At 62.4% G+C, this 21,429-nt stretch carries 19 protein-coding genes; 14 read left to right on the forward strand and 5 right to left on the reverse strand.

Translation table 11 applies throughout. The annotated features are described in order from the left end of the window. Positions 1 to 7: 7 nt before the first annotated feature. Positions 8 to 1,390 (reverse strand): deoxyribodipyrimidine photo-lyase, encoded by a 1,383-nt coding sequence (locus tag ACG97_RS08705; RefSeq protein WP_238377301.1) that lies wholly within the window; start codon positions 1,388 to 1,390, stop codon positions 8 to 10. A 323-nt stretch (positions 1,391 to 1,713) separates the two neighbouring features. Between ACG97_RS08705 and ACG97_RS08710 the strand changes: the two genes are divergently transcribed. From ACG97_RS08710 to yacG, 7 genes are all read left to right on the forward strand, one after another. Further along, positions 1,714 to 2,676, forward strand: a complete 963-nt coding sequence (locus ACG97_RS08710; protein ID WP_047966958.1) for a porin — start codon at positions 1,714 to 1,716, stop codon at positions 2,674 to 2,676. Positions 2,677 to 2,846: 170 nt separating this feature from the next. Further along, a complete protein-coding gene (pilB, locus tag ACG97_RS08715) occupies positions 2,847 to 4,550 on the forward strand; it encodes a type IV-A pilus assembly ATPase PilB (RefSeq protein WP_047966959.1) in 1,704 nt (567 codons plus the stop codon). 16 nt (positions 4,551 to 4,566) lie between these two features. Continuing rightward, positions 4,567 to 5,784 (forward strand): type II secretion system F family protein, encoded by a 1,218-nt coding sequence (locus ACG97_RS08720; RefSeq protein ID WP_047966960.1) that lies wholly within the window; start codon positions 4,567 to 4,569, stop codon positions 5,782 to 5,784. After that, a complete protein-coding gene (locus ACG97_RS08725) occupies positions 5,784 to 6,638 on the forward strand; it encodes an A24 family peptidase (RefSeq protein ID WP_047966961.1) in 855 nt (284 codons plus the stop codon). The genes ACG97_RS08720 and ACG97_RS08725 overlap by 1 nt, the downstream gene beginning before the upstream one ends. Then, positions 6,535 to 7,278 (forward strand): dephospho-CoA kinase, encoded by a 744-nt coding sequence (gene coaE, locus ACG97_RS08730; RefSeq protein WP_082133703.1) that lies wholly within the window; start codon positions 6,535 to 6,537, stop codon positions 7,276 to 7,278. Before ACG97_RS08725 ends, coaE begins: the two co-directional genes overlap by 104 nt. After that, positions 7,275 to 8,033, forward strand: coding sequence for a cell division protein ZapD (gene zapD / locus ACG97_RS08735; protein WP_082133704.1), 759 nt, complete (start codon positions 7,275 to 7,277; stop codon positions 8,031 to 8,033). The genes coaE and zapD overlap by 4 nt, the downstream gene beginning before the upstream one ends. Positions 8,034 to 8,039: 6 nt before the next feature. Continuing rightward, a complete protein-coding gene (gene yacG, locus ACG97_RS17260; RefSeq protein ID WP_082133705.1) occupies positions 8,040 to 8,222 on the forward strand; it encodes a DNA gyrase inhibitor YacG in 183 nt (60 codons plus the stop codon). A 69-nt stretch (positions 8,223 to 8,291) separates the two neighbouring features. Here the strand turns inward: yacG and ACG97_RS08740 are convergent, their stop codons facing one another. Continuing rightward, on the reverse strand, positions 8,292 to 9,530 hold the full coding sequence (locus tag ACG97_RS08740) for an N-acetylmuramoyl-L-alanine amidase (protein WP_047966964.1): 1,239 nt from the start codon (positions 9,528 to 9,530) through the stop codon (positions 8,292 to 8,294). Then, complete coding sequence (gene tsaE / locus ACG97_RS08745; RefSeq protein ID WP_047966965.1) at positions 9,491 to 9,982, reverse strand: tRNA (adenosine(37)-N6)-threonylcarbamoyltransferase complex ATPase subunit type 1 TsaE; 492 nt, start codon at positions 9,980 to 9,982, stop codon at positions 9,491 to 9,493. Before tsaE ends, ACG97_RS08740 begins: the two co-directional genes overlap by 40 nt. Between tsaE and queG the strand changes: the two genes are divergently transcribed. Beyond that, a complete protein-coding gene (gene queG, locus ACG97_RS08750) occupies positions 9,981 to 11,060 on the forward strand; it encodes a tRNA epoxyqueuosine(34) reductase QueG (protein WP_047966966.1) in 1,080 nt (359 codons plus the stop codon). The two genes, tsaE and queG, sit on opposite strands and share 2 nt — an antisense overlap. Before the next feature lie 60 nt (positions 11,061 to 11,120). On the opposite strand, the gene ACG97_RS08755 is transcribed toward queG, so the two are convergent. Continuing rightward, complete coding sequence (locus tag ACG97_RS08755) at positions 11,121 to 11,582, reverse strand: GNAT family N-acetyltransferase (RefSeq protein ID WP_156168002.1); 462 nt, start codon at positions 11,580 to 11,582, stop codon at positions 11,121 to 11,123. After that, positions 11,582 to 12,001 carry a MaoC family dehydratase gene (locus tag ACG97_RS08760; RefSeq protein ID WP_047966967.1) on the reverse strand — a complete coding sequence of 140 codons (420 nt, stop codon included), beginning with the start codon at positions 11,999 to 12,001 and terminating at the stop codon, positions 11,582 to 11,584. Before ACG97_RS08760 ends, ACG97_RS08755 begins: the two co-directional genes overlap by 1 nt. Before the next feature lie 306 nt (positions 12,002 to 12,307). Here ACG97_RS08760 and ACG97_RS08765 point away from each other — a divergent pair, with 306 nt between their 5' ends. From ACG97_RS08765 to carB, 6 genes are all read left to right on the forward strand, one after another. Beyond that, entirely contained in the window at positions 12,308 to 13,057 is a 750-nt protein-coding gene (locus tag ACG97_RS08765; RefSeq protein ID WP_047966968.1) for an electron transfer flavoprotein subunit beta/FixA family protein, read from the forward strand. A 3-nt stretch (positions 13,058 to 13,060) separates the two neighbouring features. Then, positions 13,061 to 13,993, forward strand: a complete 933-nt coding sequence (locus tag ACG97_RS08770) for an electron transfer flavoprotein subunit alpha/FixB family protein (protein ID WP_047966969.1) — start codon at positions 13,061 to 13,063, stop codon at positions 13,991 to 13,993. 199 nt (positions 13,994 to 14,192) lie between these two features. After that, the gene (locus tag ACG97_RS08775) at positions 14,193 to 15,977 is read left to right on the forward strand and encodes an acyl-CoA dehydrogenase (protein ID WP_047966970.1); all 1,785 of its coding nucleotides are present in this window, start codon (positions 14,193 to 14,195) and stop codon (positions 15,975 to 15,977) included. A gap of 358 nt (positions 15,978 to 16,335) precedes the next feature. Continuing rightward, positions 16,336 to 17,469, forward strand: coding sequence for a glutamine-hydrolyzing carbamoyl-phosphate synthase small subunit (gene carA, locus ACG97_RS08780; RefSeq protein WP_047966971.1), 1,134 nt, complete (start codon positions 16,336 to 16,338; stop codon positions 17,467 to 17,469). Between the two features lie 16 nt (positions 17,470 to 17,485). Beyond that, positions 17,486 to 18,133 carry a leucine efflux protein LeuE gene (gene leuE / locus ACG97_RS08785; protein WP_047966972.1) on the forward strand — a complete coding sequence of 216 codons (648 nt, stop codon included), beginning with the start codon at positions 17,486 to 17,488 and terminating at the stop codon, positions 18,131 to 18,133. A 77-nt stretch (positions 18,134 to 18,210) separates the two neighbouring features. Continuing rightward, the gene (carB, locus tag ACG97_RS08790) at positions 18,211 to 21,420 is read left to right on the forward strand and encodes a carbamoyl-phosphate synthase large subunit (protein WP_047966973.1); all 3,210 of its coding nucleotides are present in this window, start codon (positions 18,211 to 18,213) and stop codon (positions 21,418 to 21,420) included. The last annotated feature ends 9 nt before the right edge of the window (positions 21,421 to 21,429 follow it).

Raw genomic sequence — 21,429 nt, forward strand, 5'->3', positions numbered from 1 at the left:
CTGAACGTTAATCGCGCGCAAACAGCTTCAGTGCCGCTTCGCGCTGGACCGCGTGGTCGACGATGGGGGCCGGATAGTCGCGGCCGAGCACAAAACCGGCTGGCAGTGTTTTCGCCAGCCACGGCGCATGGATCGCCTTGTCGTCCAGCGCCGCCAGCTCCGGCACGTAGCGGCGGATGAACTGGCCCTTGCTGTCGAATTTTTCCGATTGCGTCACCGGGTTGAAGATGCGGAAGTAGGGCTGCGCATCGCAACCGGTGGAGGCGGCCCACTGCCAGCCGCCGTTATTGGCCGCCAGATCGAAGTCCAGCAGCTTCTGCGCGAAGTAGGCCTCGCCCCAGCGCCAGTCGACCAGCAGGTCCTTGACCAGAAAACTGGCGGCGATCATGCGCAGCCGGTTGTGCATGTAGCCGCTGTGGTTGAGCTGGCGCATCGCGGCATCCACCAGCGGATAGCCGGTCCGCCCCTGGCACCAGGCCTCGAACAGTGCCGCGTCATTGGGGAACGGCAGCTCACGGTACTCCGGCTTGAAGCTTTCACCGGCCACCGACGGGAAGTGCCACAGCAGCTGCTGGTAGAACTCGCGCCAGATCAGCTCGTTAAGCCAGCACTCCGCCCCTTCCGACGGTTCCGCCAGTGCGGCGCGCACCGCCTCGCGTACCGACAGCGTGCCAAAGCGCAGGTGCGCCGACAGGTAGGACACCCCCTTCACCGCCGGGAAGTCGCGCAGCGTCTTGTAGTGCGCGATGCGGCGGCGGAAATCGTCTAGCAGCGCCAGCGCGCCGCTGCGGCCGGTCTGTACCCGCAGTCCGTCCAGCGTGGCCTCACCGAAACCCAGCTCCGCCAGTGTCAGCAACGGACGGGTGCCGGCTGGCGCCGCCAGTGCGCCGCGCAAGGCGGTGCTGGCCTCCGCCGCCAGCGCCGGATGAAAACTTTGCCGCCAGCGCTTCATATAGGGGGTGTACACGGTGTACGGCTTGCCCTGGCCGGTGAGCAACTGGTCCTGCTCAAAGATCACCGTATCCTTGTACAGCTGCAGCTGGCCAAGGTTGGCCGCAAGCTGCGCCGCCACTTCCGCATCACGCTGCCGCGCATACGGTTCGTAGTCGCGGTTGGCGTAGACGCTGGCACAACCGAGCTCGCGCGCCAGTGCCGGAATCTCGTGCACCGGATCGCCATTCCGCCACAACAGCTCGCCGCCGGCGTCGCGCAGCGTCTGCTGCAACTCCGCCAAGGCGGCGTGGATGAAGACCAGGCGTTTGTCGTCCGGCGGCAGGCTGGCCAGAATCCGGCGGTCAAACACGAACACGCAATGCACGCTGGCGCCGCTGCGCAAGGCGGCATTCAGCGCAGCATTGTCACTGGCGCGCAAATCGCGGCGAAACCACATCAGAACGCTTGCTTGGCTCATGGTTTTGGCTGGGTTATGTGTGAAAAAACAACAGATATCTTGGTTGTGGTCAATTGTGTTGCGAAAAGGAGACTGCTGTTGTTTTTTGTATTTTTCAAAAAAAACAATAACTTATGTCGAATTTGTGCCGGTTTTGTATCCGGCTTCAACACAAATGCGTAAAGCGCTTTTGTTTTTTCGCAACGCCCCGCTTATATTGCCATCCAGAAACCGCCGCCTAATCGCGGTGGTCAATACAGCCCCGCCGGGCCTCAGGCTTCGGCAAAACACGGGCAGTGTACATGACCTCGAAAGGAACACACATGAAGAAGCTGATCGTTCTGGCTACTCTGGCTGCGCTGCCAGCTGCTGCAATGGCTGACGTTGTTATCTCCGGTAACCTGGCTGTTGGTATCACCAACACCAAAGAGTCCGGCACCGGCTCCCTGACTACTCAAGACCGTACTTCCGGCGAAATCAAATTCGCAGGCAAAGAAGATCTGGGTAACGGTCTGAAGTCCATCTGGCAGATCGCTACCAAGATCAACCTGGCTGACTCCAAAGACGAAAGCGCTGCTGAAGAGAATGCTTGGGGCACCCGTGAGTCCTTCGTAGGTCTGCAAGGTGACTTCGGTACAGTGAAGCTGGGTAACATCTACAACATGCCAACTTCCGGTCAGCTGGCTATCTTTGAAGACCTGTCGGCTACTTTTGACTCCGCTATCTACGACCAAGGTACCCGTGTGAACAACACTGTTGCCTACGTAACTCCGTCGATCGCTGGCTTTACCGCTACTGTCCAGCACTCCTTCGGTAAGTCCAAGCAAGCTGAAGAAGACAAAGCACACTCTCAGACTCTGAGCTTGGCCTACGAAGGCGAAGGCTTTGGCGTATCTTATGACGGCCGTCGTACCAAAGATGCTGTTGAGAACAAGACTGGCAAACTGCACGAACTGAACGCAACCGTATCGCTGGATGCACTGAGCCTGGTTGCTGGCTATGCCCACGATAAGGCTGCTAACGGTGACAAGCGTAGCGGCTACGGTCTGTCCGCTTCCTACGCCATGGGCAACCTGAAGCCGATGGTTGGCTTCTGGAAAGAGGGCGACCTGAAAGAAGCTGACGGCGACAAGATCAACGACGGTCACAAGGCCTACGCTGTTGGTGTTGAATACGCTCTGTCCAAGCGCACTCGCGCTGGTGCCCAGATCTCCAAAGTCAACTACGACGACAACGCTGATGGTTCCGTGCGCCGTGCAATGGTATACCTCGGTACCAAGTTCTAATCATCGCTTGATGGTTTGATCTGAAAAGGCTGCTTCGGCAGCCTTTTTTCATTGCAGTCGCCATTGCAAAGCGGTAGAGCTGTCGGCAATGCCATCATTTGTTGTGGCACCATGAACCCCGTCCCGTTTTCTTCGTATAATCCTCCCATCCTTTTCTGGCGAATAATGTCATGAGCACAGCAAGCATTTCCGGACTGGCACGTGCCCTGGTGCAGAACGAGCGGCTGGCGACGGCGGATGCCGAGGCGCTGTTCAAGCAGGCGCAGACCACGCGGGTGAGCTTTGTCGAGCTGCTGGTGCAGAGCAAGAAGATGAGTGCCATCGAGGTGGCAGTGTTTGCGGCCAACATGTTCGGCTTGCCCTTGCTGGATCTGGCCGCGCTGAGCCAGGACGGTCTGCCGCGCAATCTGGTGGACGACGACACGGTCAACAACGGCCGCTTGCTGCCGTTGTACAAGCGCGGCAACAAGCTGTTCATTGCCACTTCCGATCCGACGCAGGCGACGCTGTTCCATACCATTACCTTCAAGACCGGTCTCAGCATCGACCTGGTGGTGGTGGAAGATGACAAGTTGGCACGGGCGATTGGCCGCTATGCCAGCAATCCGAGCAAGGTACTCAATGATCTGGCCGGTGACGAATTTGGCGAGCTGCAGCTGACCGATGGCGATGCCCAGCTGGAAAGCGACAGCCTGCCTGATGTCGATGACGCACCGGTGGTCAAGTTCGTCAACAAGGTGCTGATGGACGCCATCAATGGCGGCGCATCCGACATTCACTTCGAGCCCTACGAAAAGTTCTTCCGTATCCGCTATCGTGTCGACGGCATCCTGAAGGAGATCGCGCAGCCGCCGTTGGCCATCCGCGAGAAGCTGGCGTCGCGCATCAAGGTGGTGTCGAAGATGGACATCTCGGAAAGGCGGGTGCCGCAGGACGGCCGCCTGAAGCTGGTGATTTCCAAGCACCGTGCCGTGGATTTCCGCGTCAGCACCTTGCCGACACTGTATGGCGAGAAGATCGTGATGCGTATTCTCGATTCTTCCGCCGCATCGCTGGATATCGAACAGCTCGGTTTCGAGCCGGAGCAGAAGGAAATGCTGCTGCGGGCGATCGAGCGCCCTTATGGCATGGTGCTGGTCACCGGGCCGACCGGTAGCGGCAAGACGGTGTCGCTGTATAGCTGCCTCAATATCCTGAACCAGCCGGACAGCAATATCTCTACCGCGGAAGACCCGGTGGAAATCAACCTGCCCGGCATCAACCAAGTCAACGTCAACGAGAAGGCCGGGCTGACCTTTGCCTCGGCGCTGCGCGCCTTCCTGCGTCAGGACCCGGACATCATCATGGTCGGCGAGATCCGCGACTTTGAAACCGCGGACATCTCGATCAAGGCGGCGCAAACCGGGCATATGGTATTTTCTACCTTGCATACCAATAATGCACCGGCGACACTGACCCGGCTGCTGAACATGGGGGTGGCACCATTCAACGTCGCCAGCTCGGTATTGCTGATCATGGCGCAGCGATTGGCGCGACGGCTGTGTCCGCACTGCAAGGCACCGGTCGAGATTCCCGAGCCGGCCTTGCTGCGTGCCGGCTTTAGCAAGGAAGAGCTGGACGGCAGCTGGCAGCCGCACGGCCCGGTCGGCTGCGAGGAGTGCCGTGGCAGCGGTTATAAGGGGCGGGTCGGCATCTACGAGGTGATGCCGATCACCGACGCTATGGTGCGACTGATCATGAGTGGCGGCAACGCGATGGATATTGCCGACCTCGCGCGCCAGGAGGGCATGGTCGATTTGCGCCATGCCGGCCTGCTGAAAGTAAAACGTGGCCTGACGTCGCTGACTGAAATCGAAGCCGTTACCAACGAATAATAGACAAGCGATCACTATGCCCACGCCAAGCAAGAAGCCCGCCTCCCATGTCTTTGTCTGGGAAGGGCGAGACCGGGCCGGCAAGGCCATCCGCGGCGAGATTCGTGCCGAGTCGGAAACCGTCGCCCGTGCCCAGTTGCGGCGGCAAGGGGTCAGCCCGACCAAGCTGAAGAAGCGCAGCGCCAGCCTGCGGCAGCGCATCACCGAAAAGGATGTTGCGCTGTTTACCCGCCAGCTGGCGACGATGATGAAAGCCGGCGTGCCGCTGTTGCAGGCCTTTGACATCGCGGCCAAGGGGCACAGCAATGCCGCCTTTGTGCGCATCCTGCTCGATGTGCGCTCGGAGGTCGAGTCCGGCAGCAACCTAGCCGATGCTTTTCGCAAGTATCCGCTGTACTTCGACAAGCTGTTCTGCAACCTGATCGCCGCCGGTGAGGCGGGCGGGGTGCTGGATGCTTTGCTGGACAAGCTGGCGACCTACAAGGAAAAGGTGATTGCCATCAAGGGCAAGATCAAGTCGGCAATGATCTATCCGGCGGCGATCATCGCCACCGCCTTCATCATTACCGCGGTGATCCTGATCTATGTGATTCCGGCGTTCAAGGAACTGTTCTCCAGTTTTGGTGCCGATCTGCCGGCACCGACGCAGATCGTGATCTGGCTGTCCGACCTGTTCGTCGAGTACTGGTGGATGGTGTTCGGCTCCATTGCGGTGGTGATCATCGGTACCGTCAAGCTGTACCAGCGCTCACCCAAGATGCAGGCGGCGATGGACCGTTTCGTGCTTAAGGTACCGGTGATCGGCGACGTGGTGCGCAAGGCAACCATTGCGCGCTGGGCGCGGACGCTGTCGACGCTGTTTACTGCCGGCGTGCCGCTGGTGGAGGCACTGGACTCGGTGGCCGGGGCCGCCGGCAACCAGGTGTATGCCGAGGCCACCAAGGTTATCCAGTCGGATGTCAGCGCCGGCTCGACCCTCAACAACTCGATGCAGCGCTCCAACCTGTTTCCCAATATGGTGCTGCAGATGACCTCGATCGGGGAGGAGTCCGGCTCGCTCGACTCGATGCTGGACAAGGTGGCGGATTTTTATGAAGACGAAGTTGATAATGCGGTGGCATCGCTGTCCAGCTTGCTGGAGCCGATGATCATGATCATTCTCGGGGTGCTGATTGGTGGCTTGGTGATCGCGATGTATATGCCGATCTTCCAGATGGGGCAGGTGGTCGGTTGATGTTGGCGTTATTGGCGGAGCTGCCGTTCGGCGCTCAGGTGGCGATTGCGGCACTGCTGGGTCTGCTGCTGGGCAGTTTTCTTAATGTGGTGATCTATCGCCTGCCCTTGATGCTGGAGCGGCGCTGGGCGGCGGAGTGCGCGCAGTGGCAGGGTAACGAGTTGGCCGCACAACCACCGTTCAACCTGCTGGTACCGGCGTCGGCCTGTCCGCATTGCCAGGCGCCGATCCGCGCGTGGCAAAACATCCCGCTCGTCAGTTACCTGCTGCAGCGCGGTCGTTGCAGCCATTGCCGGGCAGCGATTTCCTGGCGTTATCCGCTGGTGGAGCTGGCCAGCGGGCTGCTGTTTACCGGCTTTGCCTGGCACTACGGCCTGTCGCCGTGGTGGCTGGTGGCCTCGCTGTTTTCGGTGACGCTGCTGACGCTGGCGCTGATTGATGCTCGCACCCAGCTGTTGCCGGATGACCTGACCCTGCCCTTGCTGTGGGCCGGCCTGCTGTTCAATCTGTGGAGTGGCCGGGTGCCGCTGGCGGATGCGGTCATGGGCGCGGTGCTGGGCTACTTGGCGTTGTGGTCGGTGTACTGGCTGTTCAAGCTGGTGACCGGCAAGGAAGGCATGGGCTACGGCGATTTCAAGCTGCTGGCGGCGCTGGGGGCCTGGCTGGGCTGGATGCTGTTGCCGCTGGTGATCCTGCTGTCGTCGGTGCTGGGCGCGGTATTCGGCATCCTGTTGCTGTTGCTGTCGAAACATGAAAAAGGGCAGACCATGCCTTTCGGGCCGTATCTGGCGCTGGCCGGCTGGTGTGCCTTCGTGTGGGGGCCTGCCATCATGCAGTGGTATCTCGGTGTCTAGCCCGGTGATCGGCCTCACCGGCGGCATTGGCGCCGGCAAGAGCACCGTCGAGGCGCTGTTTGCCAGGCTGGGCATTCCCTGTGTCGATACCGACCGTATCGCGCATCAGCTGACTGCGGCCGGCGGCGCCGCGATGCCGGCACTGGTGGCGCAGTTCGGCGCCGCGATCCTGACGGCGGAAGGCGCACTTGATCGTGCCGTGATGCGGCAGAAGGTGTTCGCCGATGCGGGCGAGCGGCAGCGGCTGGAAGCTATTCTTCATCCGCTGATCCTGTCGGAAAGCCGGCGGCAGCTGGCATTGCAACAGGCGCCCTATGTACTGCTGGCGGTGCCGCTGCTGTTTGAAACTGCCGCTTATCGAAACCTGGTGGCCGAAACGCTGCTGGTGGATTGCGAGCCGCAATTGCAACGCGAGCGAGTGATGCAGCGCAGCGGCTTGCCGGCGGCGCAGGTGGATGCCATCATCGCCGCGCAGATGCCGCGCGAAGAGCGGCGGGCGCTGGCGGATGCCGTGCTTGATAATAGTGGCGATTTGGCGCTATTGTCGCTTCAAGTCGAGAACAAACATCGTTATTATCTGCAACGTTTCGCTGCGGCCAACCTTGCTGCCCCTTCAAATTCTGTGGATCCGGCGCTGTGACTAGTTTCGAGTTTCCTGTTACCGAACGTACCAGAACGCTGCTCCGGCTGGAGCAGCTCTACCAGCGGTTGGCTTTCTTCATGGCGCAAGACGAGCCATACCAGCATCACGCCGCCTTGATGGCGCTGTTCGAGGTGCTGGAGGCGGCCGGCCGTACCGAGTTGAAGTCGGAGTTGCTACAGGAGCTGGAGCGGCAGAAGCAGGCGCTGGAGAGCTGGCGCGAAAGCCCGGCCATCGAACAGGTGGCGCTGGAGCAGGTGCTGGACGAGATCGAGCTGGCGTCGCAGCATCTGCTGGAGCTGAGCAGCCGTTTTGGCCAGCATCTGCGCGAGAACGAATGGCTGATGGCGATCAAGCAGCGTTCCATCATTCCCGGTGGCACCTGCTCGTTCGACCTGCCGTCCTATCACCTGTGGCTGCAGCAGCCGGTGGCGCAACGCCGCGCCGACCTGCAGCGCTGGTCGCTGCCGCTGATGCCGACGGCGCAGGCGGCGGCCATCCTGCTGAAACTGCTGCGTGACAGCGGCAAGCATTTTTCCTATGTCGCGCGCCGTGGCGCGTTCCAGCAGATGTCCGGCGGCAAGGTAGTGCAGCTGATCCGCGTCAGCTTTGATGAGCGCTACCAGGTGGTACCGGAAGTCTCCGCCAACAAGTACGCACTGAATATCCGTTTTATCGATGCCGGCACCGGCGAGGTGCGTTCGCGCCAGGTGGAGCAGGATATCGAGTTCACCCTGACCTTTTGCAAGTTCTGATTACCGATGACCTCACCCACTATCGTTCCCTGTCCGCAATGCAAGACCCCGGTACGCTGGGGGCCGGACAGCCCGTACCGCCCGTTCTGCAGCGAGCGCTGCAAGCTGATCGACCTCGGACAGTGGGCCGACGAGCAGTACCGCGTGCCAGCGACACCGGATCTGCCGTTTGACGACCATCCCGATTGAGCGCAGAGCGCCAGCCAGCAAAAAGCCGTTGCCCGCAAGGCAACGGCTTTTTCATTGCTAGCCGGTAATTCAGATGCGGGCCAGCACCGCTCCCTGCGCAAAATACTGGCGCACGCCGGACATTATCGCCTCCGCCATCTGCTGCTGGAAGGCCGGGCTGACCAGTTTCTTTTCTTCCTCGTAGTTACTGATGAACGCGGTTTCCACCAGGATGGAGGGGATGTCCGGCGCCTTGAGTACGGCAAAGCCTGCCTGCTCCACCTGCGACTTGTGCAGGCGGTTGAGGTTGCCCATCTTGCCGAGTACCGACTTGCCCAGCTTGAGGCTGTCATTGATGGTGGCGGTCTGTGTCAGGTCGAACAGGGTGTGGGCGAGGTAGCGGTCCTTGCCGCTGATCTTGACGCCGCCGATCAGGTCGGCGTCGTTCTGGCTCTTGGCCAGCAGCCGCGCCATGCTGCTGGTGGCGCCGTTTTCCGACAGCGCGAACACCGAGGAGCCGTTGGCGGTGCGGTTGGCGACGGCATCGGCATGGATGGAGATGAACAGGTCGGCGCCGAGCTTGCGCGCCTTGGCCACGCGCACCCCCAGCGGGATGAATACGTCCTCGTCGCGTGTCAGGTGCGCCTTCATGTTCTTTTCGCTATCGATCAGCTTCTTCAGCTGGCGGCTGATGCGCAGCACCACGTCTTTTTCATAGACACCGGACGGGCCGACGGCGCCGGGGTCTTCGCCGCCATGTCCCGGATCGATCACCACGGTGATGATGCGGTTCTTGTCGGTGCGGCCCTTGCTGCCCAGTGGTGCCTGCTCGTTCAACTGCCCCTTGTTGTAATCCTGCAGCAGCGCCAGCAACGGGTCGTCCTGCTGGCCGCTGGCCGGATACAGGTCCACCACCAAGCGGTGCCGGTACTCGCCGATCGGCTGTAGCGAGAAGATCTGCGGCTTGACCTCGTTGCGCAGGTCCAGCACCAGGCGTACGGTGTTGCTGTTGAACTGGCCGGCGCGCGCGGTCTGGATGAAGGGGTCGGCGCTCTGGATCTGCTTGTTGATGTCCTGCAGGATGCCGGTCAGCTGCACGCCTTCCAGGTCGATCACCAGCCGGTTCGGCTCGGCGAGGCTGAAGTGCTTGTAACGGATGGCTTCGCTGGCCTCGATGGTGACGCGGGTGTAGGTCGACGACGGCCACACCCGTACCGCCACGATCTGGCTGCTGCTGGCGAAGCCGATGCGGCTGACGCTCAGGAAAAACGTGGCTGCGGCGGCGCCGATCAGCTGGCGGCGGCGGAGGTCGCGAGGCGGGAGAGACATTGGTGTCCTGTTTCACTAAAGGCTTGAAGACGATAGTTGCGACCAGCGTCGCAAACCGAGAGTTCCAGCGCCAGGTCGGGTGGCGGCAGACAGCTGCCGGCCTTGTCCGGCCATTCGACGATGCACAGCGTGTCGGTGGCAAAGTAGTCGCCGAAGCCGGCATCGTGCCACTCGTCCGGATCGGCAAAGCGGTACAGGTCGAAGTGGTGCACCGTCAGCGGCGGCAGGCTGTAACTTTCCACCAGGGTGTAGGTCGGGCTTTTCACCCGCCCCGGATGGCCCAGCGCCTGCAGCAGGCCGCGGGTGAAAGTGGTCTTGCCGGCACCGAGGTCGCCGTGCAGTTGCAGCTGGATGCCGCCATGCAGCACTGCGGCCAACGTGGCACCCAGTTGCAGGGTGGCGCTTTCATCGGCAAGGAAGCCTTGCCGCAGGCTGGTATCATCCGTTGCCATGAGTGAAATATCCTGTAAAAGCGAGAATTATCGCCAATTGGCCAGCCAAATCAAGGGATGGGCCAAAGAACTCGGTTTTGCCGACGCGCGCATCACGCGGGCGGTGCTGCCGGCAGAGACCGAAGCCAGCCTGCTGGCGTGGCTGGCGGCGGGCAACCACGGCGAAATGGCGTACATGGCACGCCATGGCGTACTGCGCGTGCGCCCGGCGGAGCTGGTGCCGGGCACGGTGCGCGTGATCAGCCTACGCATGCACTACTGGCCGGCGGCAGCACGCGCTGCCGAGGCGGTGCTGGCCGATGGCACGCGTGCCTACCTGTCGCGCTACGCGCTGGGCCGCGACTACCACAAGGTGGTGCGCAACCGGCTGCAGAAGCTGGCCGAGCGCATCACGCAGGCGGTGGGCGAGCATGGCTACCGCGTGTTCACCGACAGCGCACCGCTGGCCGAGGTGGCGCTGGCGGCACAGGCGGGGCAGGGCTGGCGCGGCAAGCACACGCTGCTGCTCAACAAGAAGCAGGGCTCGCTGTTTTTCCTCGGCGAGATTCTCACCGATCTGCCGTTGCCGGAAGATGACAGCGAGGACGGCCACTGCGGCAGTTGTACCCGCTGCCTGGATGTCTGTCCAACCGGCGCCATCGTGGCGCCGTACCAGGTTGACGCGCGGCGCTGCATTTCCTACCTCACCATCGAGCTGAAGGGCGTGATACCGGAGCCGTTGCGGCCGCTGATCGGCAACCGCGTCTATGGCTGTGACGACTGCCAGCTGGCCTGCCCGTGGAACCGTTTCGTGGTGCACAGTGCAGAGGACGATTTTGCCGTGCGCCACGGGCTGGACGATGTCAGTTTGCTGGAGCTGTTCGGCTGGGACGAGGCGACCTTTGCCAGCCGCATGGCAGGCAGCCCGATCTACCGCATCGGCTACGCCAAGTGGCTGTCCAATCTGGCCATCGGGCTGGGCAATGCGCCACATGCGGCCGAGATTGTTGTTGCGTTGCAACAGCGGCAGGATCATGCGGAGGAGGTAGTGCGCGAGTCGGTCGCCTGGGCGCTGGCGCAGCAACAGGGCCGCGCATAAAAGGTTGGCCGCAAGCCAGGCTTGCGGCCAACCTTGCACCACTAGTCCTGCCGACGGATCTTAGTCCAGCGCGCGGGTGAAGTGGAAGGAGGAGATCACGAACTCCTTGCGCAGGTACAGCTTGTGCGCGGCGGTGCGCCAGGTGCCGGAATCCAGCACCAAAAAGCGGCAGCCCAGCGCCCGCGCCTCGGCCTCGCACCAGTCGATCAGCGCACTGCCGACACCTTGCGAGCGCAGGCGCTCGTCGGTGACCAGGTCGTCGATGTACAGCCGCAGGTCTTCGTAGGTGTTTTCGTAGACGCGATACAGCGCCAGTCCCAGTACCTGATCGTCCTCGTTCAGCGCCGCCACCAGCCGTGCGCCGTAGCCGGTGATGCGCGCCATCTTGGCGACGTAGTCGGCAGCGGTCTCCGGCAGCATCGGCCGCAGTTGGCGATGCACCGCCAGCGCCGCGGCCAGGATTTGCGGCTGGGTGATGTGGCCGTGCTCGTCGCTCAGTCGTTCGATGCGCAGCGTGCTCATCAGGCGGGACGCGACGGCGCGATCACCAGCGATTCGCCTTCCAGTACCACATTGCCTTTCACCAGGCACTGGGTGGCAAACTTGACGCGCTTCTTCGCTGGGTCCAGCTCGGTGACGGTGACGCGGGCGGTGACGGTCTCGCCGAGGCGTACCGGCGCCTTGAACTTGGTCGATTGCGACAGGTAGATGGTGCCGTTGCCCGGCAGGCGGGTGCCGACCACGGTGGAGATCAGCCCGGCGGTGAGCATGCCGTGGGCGATGCGGGTCTTGAACATCGACGCTTCGGCGTATTCCTGGTTGATGTGCACCGGATTGTCGTCGCCGGAAACGGCGGCAAACATCAGGATATCGGCCTCGGTGATGGTTTTGGCGTATTCGGCGCTGTCACCGATCTGGATATCTTCGAAGTAGACAGTCATGCTGTGCTCCCTGTTTTGGCAAGAAAAGCCGCAAGTAGGCACCACGATGGCAGCACTTGCGGCAGGAATGTCCGGTCTGTCGGCGTGTTATGACATGCTCAATTGTTGCAGCGCATTCTGACACGCTTTACCTCAAATGCAAATTACGGGGAAAATGGCGTAATATTTGTGTCACCCCTGTTGTACTGCAGTTTTTTTGTAGGCAATCTACCAATTAAACGCTTGTTTGAGATTGCGCTGTCGCCTCACGCCAAACAGCCGCACATTGACGACAATTGTTCAACTCAGAGAGTTCGCTGGAGGAATATGAAAGCTCTAGTCGCTGTGAAACGCGTTGTCGATTACAACGTGAAAGTCCGGGTCAAGGCCGATGGCACTGATGTGGATGTCGCTAACGTCAAGATGTCGATGAACCCGTTCGACGAGATCGCGGTGGAAGAGGCCGTGCGTCTGAAAGAAGCCGGCAAGGTCTCCGAGATCGTGGTGGTATCGCTGGGGGTGAAGCAGTGCGAGGAAACCCTGCGTACCGCACTGGCGATGGGCGCCGACCGCGCCATCCTGGTGGAAACCGACGCCGAGCTGCAGCCGCTGGCGGTGGCCAAGCTGTTGAAGGCGATCGCGGACAAGGAACAGCCGCAGCTGCTGATCGTCGGCAAGCAGGCGATCGATGACGACGCCAACCAGACCGGTCAGATGGTATCGGCGCTGCTGGGCTGGGCGCAGGGTACCTTCGCCTCGAAAGTGGATGTCACCGCGGAAACCGTGGACGTGACCCGTGAAGTGGATGGTGGTCTGGAAACCGTCAAGCTGCGCCTGCCGGCGGTGGTCACCACCGACCTGCGCCTGAACGAGCCGCGCTACGTCAAGCTGCCGAACATCATGGCCGCCAAGAAAAAGCCGCTGGACAAGACCACCCCGGCCGAGCTGGGCGTCGATGTCGCCCCGCGCCTGAAAACCCTGAAAGTGGCCGAGCCTGCCAAGCGCTCGGCCGGTATCAAGGTTGCCAATGCCGCCGAGCTGGTGGCCAAACTCAAAAACGAAGCAAAGGTGCTGTAAGCCATGGCCATTCTCGTTATCGCTGAACACGACAACCAGAGCCTGAAAGCAGGCACTCTGAACACCGTTACCGCCGCCGCCAAGCTGGGTGAAGTGCACGTGCTGGTCGCCGGCCACAACGCCGCCGCTGCTGCCGATGCAGCCAAGGCCGTCGCCGGCGTGGCCAAGGTGCTGCTGGCCGACAACGCCGCCTACGCCCACGGCTTGGCCGAAAACCTGGCACCGCTGGTGGTGGAACTGGCCAAGGGTTACAGCCACGTGCTGGCACCGGCAACCTCCTACGGCAAGAACCTGCTGCCGCGCGTCGCCGCGCTGCTGGACGTGGCGCAGCTTTCCGATATCATCGCCATCGAGTCGGCCGATACCTTCGTGCGCCCGGTGTACGCCGGCAACGTGCTGGCCACCGTGCAGTCGCTTGATGCCATCAAGGTGATCACCGTGCGTACCACCGCCTTCGAAGCAGCGGCTACTGGCGGTGCGGCCAACGTTGAAGCGGTCGCTACCGTCTCCGACGCCGGCTTGTCCAGCTTTGTCGGCCAGGAGCTGACCAAGTCCGACCGTCCGGAACTGGGCGCTGCCAAGATCATCGTGTCCGGTGGTCGTGCGCTGGGTTCGGAAGAGCAGTTCAAGGCGGTGATCGAGCCGCTGGCCGACAAACTGTCCGCCGCCGTCGGTGCCTCGCGCGCCGCGGTGGATGCCGGCTACGCGCCGAACGACTACCAGGTCGGCCAGACCGGCAAGGTGGTGGCGCCGCAGCTGTACGTGGCGGTGGGCATCTCCGGTGCCATCCAGCACCTGGCCGGCATGAAGGATTCCAGGGTGATCGTGGCGATCAACAAGGATGAAGAGGCGCCGATCTTCCAGGTGGCCGACTACGGCATCGTTGGTGACCTGTTCACCGTGGTGCCGGAGCTGATCGCCGAGCTGTCCAAGTAACACCTGCAGTAATCAAAACGCAGTAATCAAAATAAGGTGCGGCGCTACGGTGCCGCACCACACAAGAACACCGGCCATGACCGGTTCGTCGGGAGGAGTCCACACCGCGCAGTGCGCAGCGTGCGGCTTGTCCGTTGGCGGACACATGGCCGGTTTTTTTGCACGAGAAATGACGAGAAATGACACAGAGGAGCTATCGATGATTTACAAGGCACCCAGCAAAGACATCCGCTTTGCCCTGAACGAGCTGGCGGAGCTGCCGGCCATCTGCACCCTGCCCGGCTACGAGGATTGCTCGGTGGAGCTGACCGACGCCATCCTGGAGGAGGGCGCCAAGTTCGCCGAAAACGTGCTGGCGCCGATCAACCGGCTGGGCGACAAGGGCGCCAAGTGGTCGCCTGACTTTACCGTTACCGCCGCCGAAGGCTTCAAGGAAGCATGGCAACAGTATGTCGAGGCGGGCTGGGTCGGCCTGCGCGCGCCGGCCGAGTTCGGCGGCCAGGGCCTGCCGGCGCTGGTGGCGTTGGCGGCAGAAGAAATGTGGTGTTCGGCCAACCTGGCGTTTTCGCTGGCGCCGATGCTGACGCTGGGCGCGATCGAGGCGATCAATCACCACGCGTCTGACGAATTGAAAAATATTTACCTGCCGCGCATGTCGACCGGTGAGTGGACCGGCACCATGAACCTGACCGAGCCGCAGGCCGGCTCCGATCTGGCGCAGGTGCGTTCGCGCGCCATCCCGGTCGGCGACGGCAGCTACAAGATCAGCGGCCAGAAGATTTTCATCACCTGGGGCGAGCACGACATGGCGGACAACATCGTCCACCTGGTGCTGGCGCGGCTGCCGGATGCGCCGGCCGGGGTGAAGGGCATCTCGCTGTTCATCGTGCCCAAGTTCCTGGTTCATGCCGACGGCAGCCTCGGCGCGCGCAACGACGTGCGTTGCGTGTCGATCGAGCACAAGCTGGGCATCCACGGCAGCCCGACCGCGGTGATGAGCTTCGGTGACGACGGCGGCGCCATCGGCTACCTGGTGGGCGAGGCCAACAAGGGTCTGGCTTACATGTTCACCATGATGAACCACGCGCGCCTGGGTGTCGGCATCGAGGGCATGGCGGTGTCGGAGCGCGCCTACCAGAAGGCGGTGGAATACGCGCGTGACCGCGTGCAGAGCCGCGCCGTCGGTAGTCCCGACCCAGCCGGTGTCGCCATCATCCGGCACCCGGACGTGCGCCGCATGCTGATGACGATGAAGGCGCAGATCGAGGCGCAACGCGCACTGGCGTTCTACGCCGCCGCAGCGCTGGACCGCGCCGCGCGCGATCCGGTAGCCAGCGAGGCGGCGCGCAGCCAGGCGCTGGTCAACTTCCTGATCCCGATCGTGAAGGGCTGGAACACCGAGCAGGCCAACGAGATCACCAGTCTGGCGATGCAGATCCACGGCGGCATGGGTTATATCGAGGAGACCGGCGTCGCGCAGTACTGCCGCGACGCGCGCATCACTGCCATCTACGAAGGCACCACCGGCATCCAGGCGCTGGACCTGATCGGGCGCAAGACCGCCAGCGAAGACGGCGTGACCGCGCGCTGGTTGCTGGAGGAGGTCAAGGTCACCGCCGGCAAGCTGGCGGCGGCGGGCTACGCCAGCCTTGCGGCCAACCTTGAGGCCGCGGTGAAGGATGCCGAGCGCTGCGTCGCCTTCATCCTCGACACCTTCAGCAGCCGGCCGCAGCTGGCTGCCGCCGGGTCGGTGCCCTTCCTCAAGCTGATGGGTATCGTGCTCGGCGGCTGGATGATGGGGCGCGCCGCGCTGATCGCCAGGGCGCAGCAGGGCGACGAGGATGCCGATGCCGAGTTCCTCGAGGCGAAGATCGTCACTGCCCGTTTCTATGGCGAGCACTTGTTGCCGCAGACCGCCGGTCTGGCGGCCGCCATCGTTCACGGTGGTGACAGCGTGCTGGAGCTGGACGAAGCGCTGTTCTGAGTGACAGCCCTGGGTATGAAAACCGCCGGTGCCGCAGTCGTGGCGCCGGCGGTTTTTTATGCGGCGATCGGCGCTGGAGGTTAATGACGGGACGTGTGGCTGGCCGGAGCCCGGCGCAGAACAACTTGCCGGGCGCGCGCATTTTTTGTAAGGTTGACGCTAGCGTAAACAAGGGCTTAGCCGGTGATGGCGACTGTATCCATTGTTCAGAAAAGCAGCAGTCGCGGTGCGCGGCCTTGCCGCGATGGCCGAAAACAGGATATACTTGAAAAGTTTAACCGAACGGGACAAGCGCACGTCGCTATAGTCCCGTTTGTTGTATCAATAAATCAAAAATATCATTATTAGGAGCCAGCCAGTGACAACCGTACCCGCGATTCTTGCCTTGGCTGACGGCACGCTGTTCAAAGGCGTCGCCATCGGAGCCAACGGCCACACCGTCGGAGAGGTAGTATTCAATACTGCCATGACCGGTTATCAGGAAATCCTTACCGACCCGTCCTATACCCGGCAGATCGTCACCCTGACTTATCCTCATATCGGCAACGTCGGCGCCAACTCGGAAGATACCGAGTCCGGCGCCGTCTTTGCATCTGGCCTGATCATTCGTGATCTGCCACTGCTGCACAGCAACTTCCGTGCGGAAGAGTCGCTGTCCGATTATCTGAAGAGAAACAATGTCGTCGCCATCGCCGACATCGACACCCGCAAGCTGACGCGCATCCTGCGCGAAAAAGGCGCCCAGCCCGGCTGCATCATGGCCGGTGACATCGATGAGGCGAAAGCCGTCGAGCTGGCACGCAGTTTCGGCAGCATGGCCGGCCAGGATCTGGCCAAGGTGGTCAGCTGCAAGGAAGCCTACGGCTGGACGACACGCGAATGGCGTCTGGGCCAGGGTTATGTCGAGCAGACCGAGACCCCGTTCCATGTGGTGGCCTACGATTTCGGCGTCAAGCGCAACATCCTGCGCATGCTGGCCGAGCGCGGCTGCAAGCTGACCGTGGTACCGGCCGAGACGCCGGCCAAGGACGTGCTGGCACTGAAACCGGACGGCGTGTTCCTGTCCAACGGTCCTGGCGATCCGGAACCGTGCGACTACGCGATCAGCGCCATCCGCGACATCCTGGACACCAAGCTGCCGGTCTTCGGCATCTGCCTCGGTCACCAGTTGCTGGGCCTGGCCACCGGCGGCAAGACTTCCAAGATGAAGTTCGGCCACCACGGTGCCAACCACCCGGTGCAGGATCTCGATTCCGGCCGCGTGATGATCACCAGCCAGAACCACGGTTTCCAGGTTGACGAAGCCAGCCTTGCGGCCAACGTGCGCATTACCCACCGTTCGCTGTTCGACCAGACGGTGCAGGGCATCGCGTTGACCGACCGCCCGGCATTCTCGTTCCAGGGACACCCGGAAGCGAGCCCGGGGCCGGAAGACGTGGCCTATCTGTTTGACCGTTTCATCTCGCTGATGGCCGCGCACAAACCGGCCTGATCACGGAGGACGCATCATGTTCGGTATCACTGACCTGACCACCTACATTCTCGGCACCATCTTCATCGTGCTGCTGCCGGGCCCCAATTCGATGTATGTGCTGTCGGTGGCGGCGCAGCGCGGGGTGCGGGCCGGCTTTGCCGGCGCCTGTGGCGTGTTCGTCGGTGATTTCGTGCTGATGACCTTGGCTGCAACCGGTGCCGCCGGTTTGCTGCAGGCCAATCCGGCGCTGTTTGCCATCGTCAAGTATGCCGGCGGCGCCTATCTGGCGTGGATCGGCATCGCCATGCTGCGTGGCGCCTGGGCCGGCTGGCAACAGCGCCGCCAGGGCCAGGTCGCGGTGGCGGCACCGGTGCTGGACATCAACCGCCCGTTTTCCAAGGCGCTACTGATCAGCCTGATGAACCCGAAGGCGATCCTGTTCTTCGTGTCGTTCTTCGTGCAGTTCGTCGATCCGGCCTATCACTACCCGGCACTGACCTTTGCCATCCTCGGCGCCATCGTGCAGCTGTTCAGCGCGCTGTACCTGACCACGCTGATCCTGGCCGGCAATCATCTGGCCGAGGCGTTCCGCCGCCGCCGTCGCCTGTCGGCGGCAATGGGCGGGGCGGTCGGTGCCATGTTTATCGGTTTCGGCGCCAAGTTGGCCGCCGCCAGCCTGTAACTATCCAGCGTCTCCGGCAGCAGGCCGCGTCAGTCTGCCGGAACGTGTAAAACATTGAACAATATTGAGCGATTACCATGCCTAAACGTACTGATATCAAGAGCATTCTCATCATTGGCGCTGGCCCGATCGTCATCGGCCAGGCCTGCGAGTTTGACTACTCCGGCGCGCAGGCGTGCAAGGCACTGCGTGAAGAAGGCTACAAAGTCATCCTGGTGAACTCCAACCCGGCCACCATCATGACCGACCCGGATATGGCCGACGTCACCTACATCGAGCCGATCTCGTGGCCGGTAGTGGAAAAGATCATCGCCAAGGAGCGTCCGGACGCGATCCTGCCGACCATGGGCGGCCAGACCGCGCTGAACTGCGCGCTGGACCTGGCGCGCAACGGCGTGCTGGAAAAGTACAAGGTCGAGCTGATCGGTGCTACCGAAGACGCCATCGACAAGGCGGAAGACCGCGGCCGCTTCAAGGAAGCGATGGCCAAGATCGGCCTGTCCTGCCCGCTGTCCTTCGTCTGTCACACCCTGGAAGAGTCGCTGGAAGCGCAGACCAAGGTCGGCTTCCCGACCCTGATCCGTCCGTCGTTCACCATGGGCGGTTCCGGCGGCGGTATCGCCTACAACAAGGAAGAGTTCCTGGCCATCTGCGAGCGCGGTTTCGAAGCGTCGCCAACCCATGAGCTGCTGATCGAACAATCGGTACTCGGCTGGAAAGAGTACGAGATGGAAGTGGTGCGCGACCGCAACGACAACTGCATCATCATCTGCTCGATCGAGAACTTCGATCCGATGGGCGTGCACACCGGCGACTCCATCACCGTGGCCCCGGCGCAGACGCTGACCGACAAGGAATACCAGATCATGCGTAACGCCAGTCTGGCGGTACTGCGTGAAATCGGCGTCGACACCGGCGGTTCCAACGTGCAGTTCGCGACCAACCCGGATACCGGCGAGATGATCGTGATCGAGATGAACCCGCGCGTGTCGCGTTCCTCGGCACTGGCCTCCAAGGCCACCGGCTTCCCGATCGCCAAGATCGCCGCCAAGCTGGCGGTCGGCTTCACCCTCGACGAACTGAAGAACGACATCACCGGCGGTGCCACCCCAGCCTCGTTCGAGCCGTCCATCGACTACGTGGTCACCAAGATCCCGCGTTTCGCCTTCGAGAAATTCCCGCAGGCCGACGACCGCCTGACCACGCAGATGAAATCGGTCGGCGAAGTGATGGCCATGGGCCGCACGCTGCAGGAATCGATGCAGAAAGCGCTGCGCGGTCTGGAAACCGGCCTCTCCGGCTTCAACTCGGTGAGCCAGGACGAAGAAACCATCCGTCACGAACTGGGCGCGCCTGGTCCGGAACGCATCCTGTACGTGGCCGACGCCTTCCGTCTCGGCATGAGCCGTGACGACATCTTTGCCATCAGCAAGATCGATCCGTGGTTCCTGGCGCAGATCGAAGACCTGATCGGTGAAGAAAAAGCGCTGGCCGGCCGCAAGGCAGACAGCCTGGGCTACGACGAACTGCGTCGCCTGAAGCGCAAGGGCTTCTCCGACCGTCGCCTCGGCGAGCTGCTGGGTACCGACCAGGCCGCCGTGCGCAGCCATCGCTGGGGGCTGAAGCTGCATCCGGTGTACAAGCGCGTGGATACCTGCGCCGCCGAATTCGCCACCAACACCGCCTACATGTACTCCACTTATGAAGAAGAGTGCGAGTCCAATCCGACCGACCGCAAGAAGGTGATGGTACTGGGTGGCGGCCCGAACCGTATCGGCCAGGGTATCGAATTCGACTACTGCTGCGTACACGCCGCGCTGTCCCTGCGCGAATCCGGTTTCGAGACCATCATGGTCAACTGCAACCCGGAAACCGTGTCCACCGACTACGACACCTCCGACCGCCTGTACTTCGAACCGCTGACGCTGGAAGACGTGCTGGAAATCTGCCGCATCGAGAAGCCGTTCGGCGTGATCGTGCAGTACGGCGGCCAGACGCCGCTGAAACTGGCGCGCGCGCTGGAAGCCAACGGCGTGCCTATCATCGGTACCAGCCCGGACATGATCGACGCCGCCGAAGACCGCGAGCGCTTCCAGCAGCTGCTGAACGACCTTGGCCTGAAGCAGCCGCCGAACCGCACTGCGCGCAATCCGGTTGACGCGATGCGTCTGGCCGAAGAGATCGGCTACCCGCTGGTGGTGCGTCCGTCCTACGTACTGGGCGGCCGCGCGATGGAAATCGTGCACGAACCGGCCGATCTGGAACGTTACATGCGCGAAGCGGTGAAGGTGTCCAACGACAGCCCGGTGCTGCTGGACCGCTTCCTGAACGACGCCATCGAGGTCGATGTCGACTGCGTGTCCGACGGCACCACCGTGGTGATCGGCGGCATCATGCAGCACGTGGAACAGGCCGGTGTCCACTCCGGTGACTCCGCCTGCTCGCTGCCACCGTACAGCCTGTTCCCGGCGGTGCAGGACGAGATCCGCCGCCAGACCGAAGCGATGGCGCGTGCGCTGAACGTGGTCGGCCTGATGAACGTGCAGTTCGCGATCCAGAAAGACACCATCTACGTGCTGGAAGTGAACCCGCGTGCGTCGCGTACCGTGCCGTTCGTGTCGAAAGTGACCGGCGCGCCACTAGCCAAGATCGCCGCCCGTGCCATGGCCGGCATCAGCCTGATCGAGCAGGGTTTCACCAAGGAAGTGATTCCTCCGTACTACGCAGTGAAGGAAGCGGTGTTCCCGTTCATCAAGTTCCCGGGCGTGGATACCATCCTCGGGCCGGAAATGAAGTCGACCGGTGAAGTGATGGGCGTTGGCCGCACCTTTGCCGAAGCCTTCGTCAAGGGCCAGCTGGCTGCCGGCGACCGTCTGCCGCGTACCGGCAAGGTGTTCCTGTCCCTGCGCGAGAGCGACAAGGAAGGCGGCATCGAAGTGGCGCGCGAACTGCAGAAGCTGGGCTTCGGCGTCTGCGCCACCCGCGGTACCGCCAAGGCGATGGCCGACGCCGGTATCGTGGTGCAGGTGGTGAACAAGGTCAACGAAGGTCGTCCGCACATCGTCGACATGATCAAGAACGGCGAAATCGACGTGCTGGTCAACACCGTGGACGAGAAGCGCAAGGCGATCCAGGACAGCCACGCCATCCGCCGCTCCGCGCTGCAGATGCGCGTGCCGCAGTACACCACCCTGGCCGGTGCCAAGGCGGTCTGCGTCGGCCTGTCGCACGTCGATGATTTCGACGTCTACAGCGTGCAGCAACTGCACGCCGAGCTGAAGGGCTAAGCACGGTCA

This window comes from Vogesella sp. EB, assembly GCF_001037925.1.
GTDB lineage: Bacteria > Pseudomonadota > Gammaproteobacteria > Burkholderiales > Chromobacteriaceae > Vogesella > Vogesella indigofera.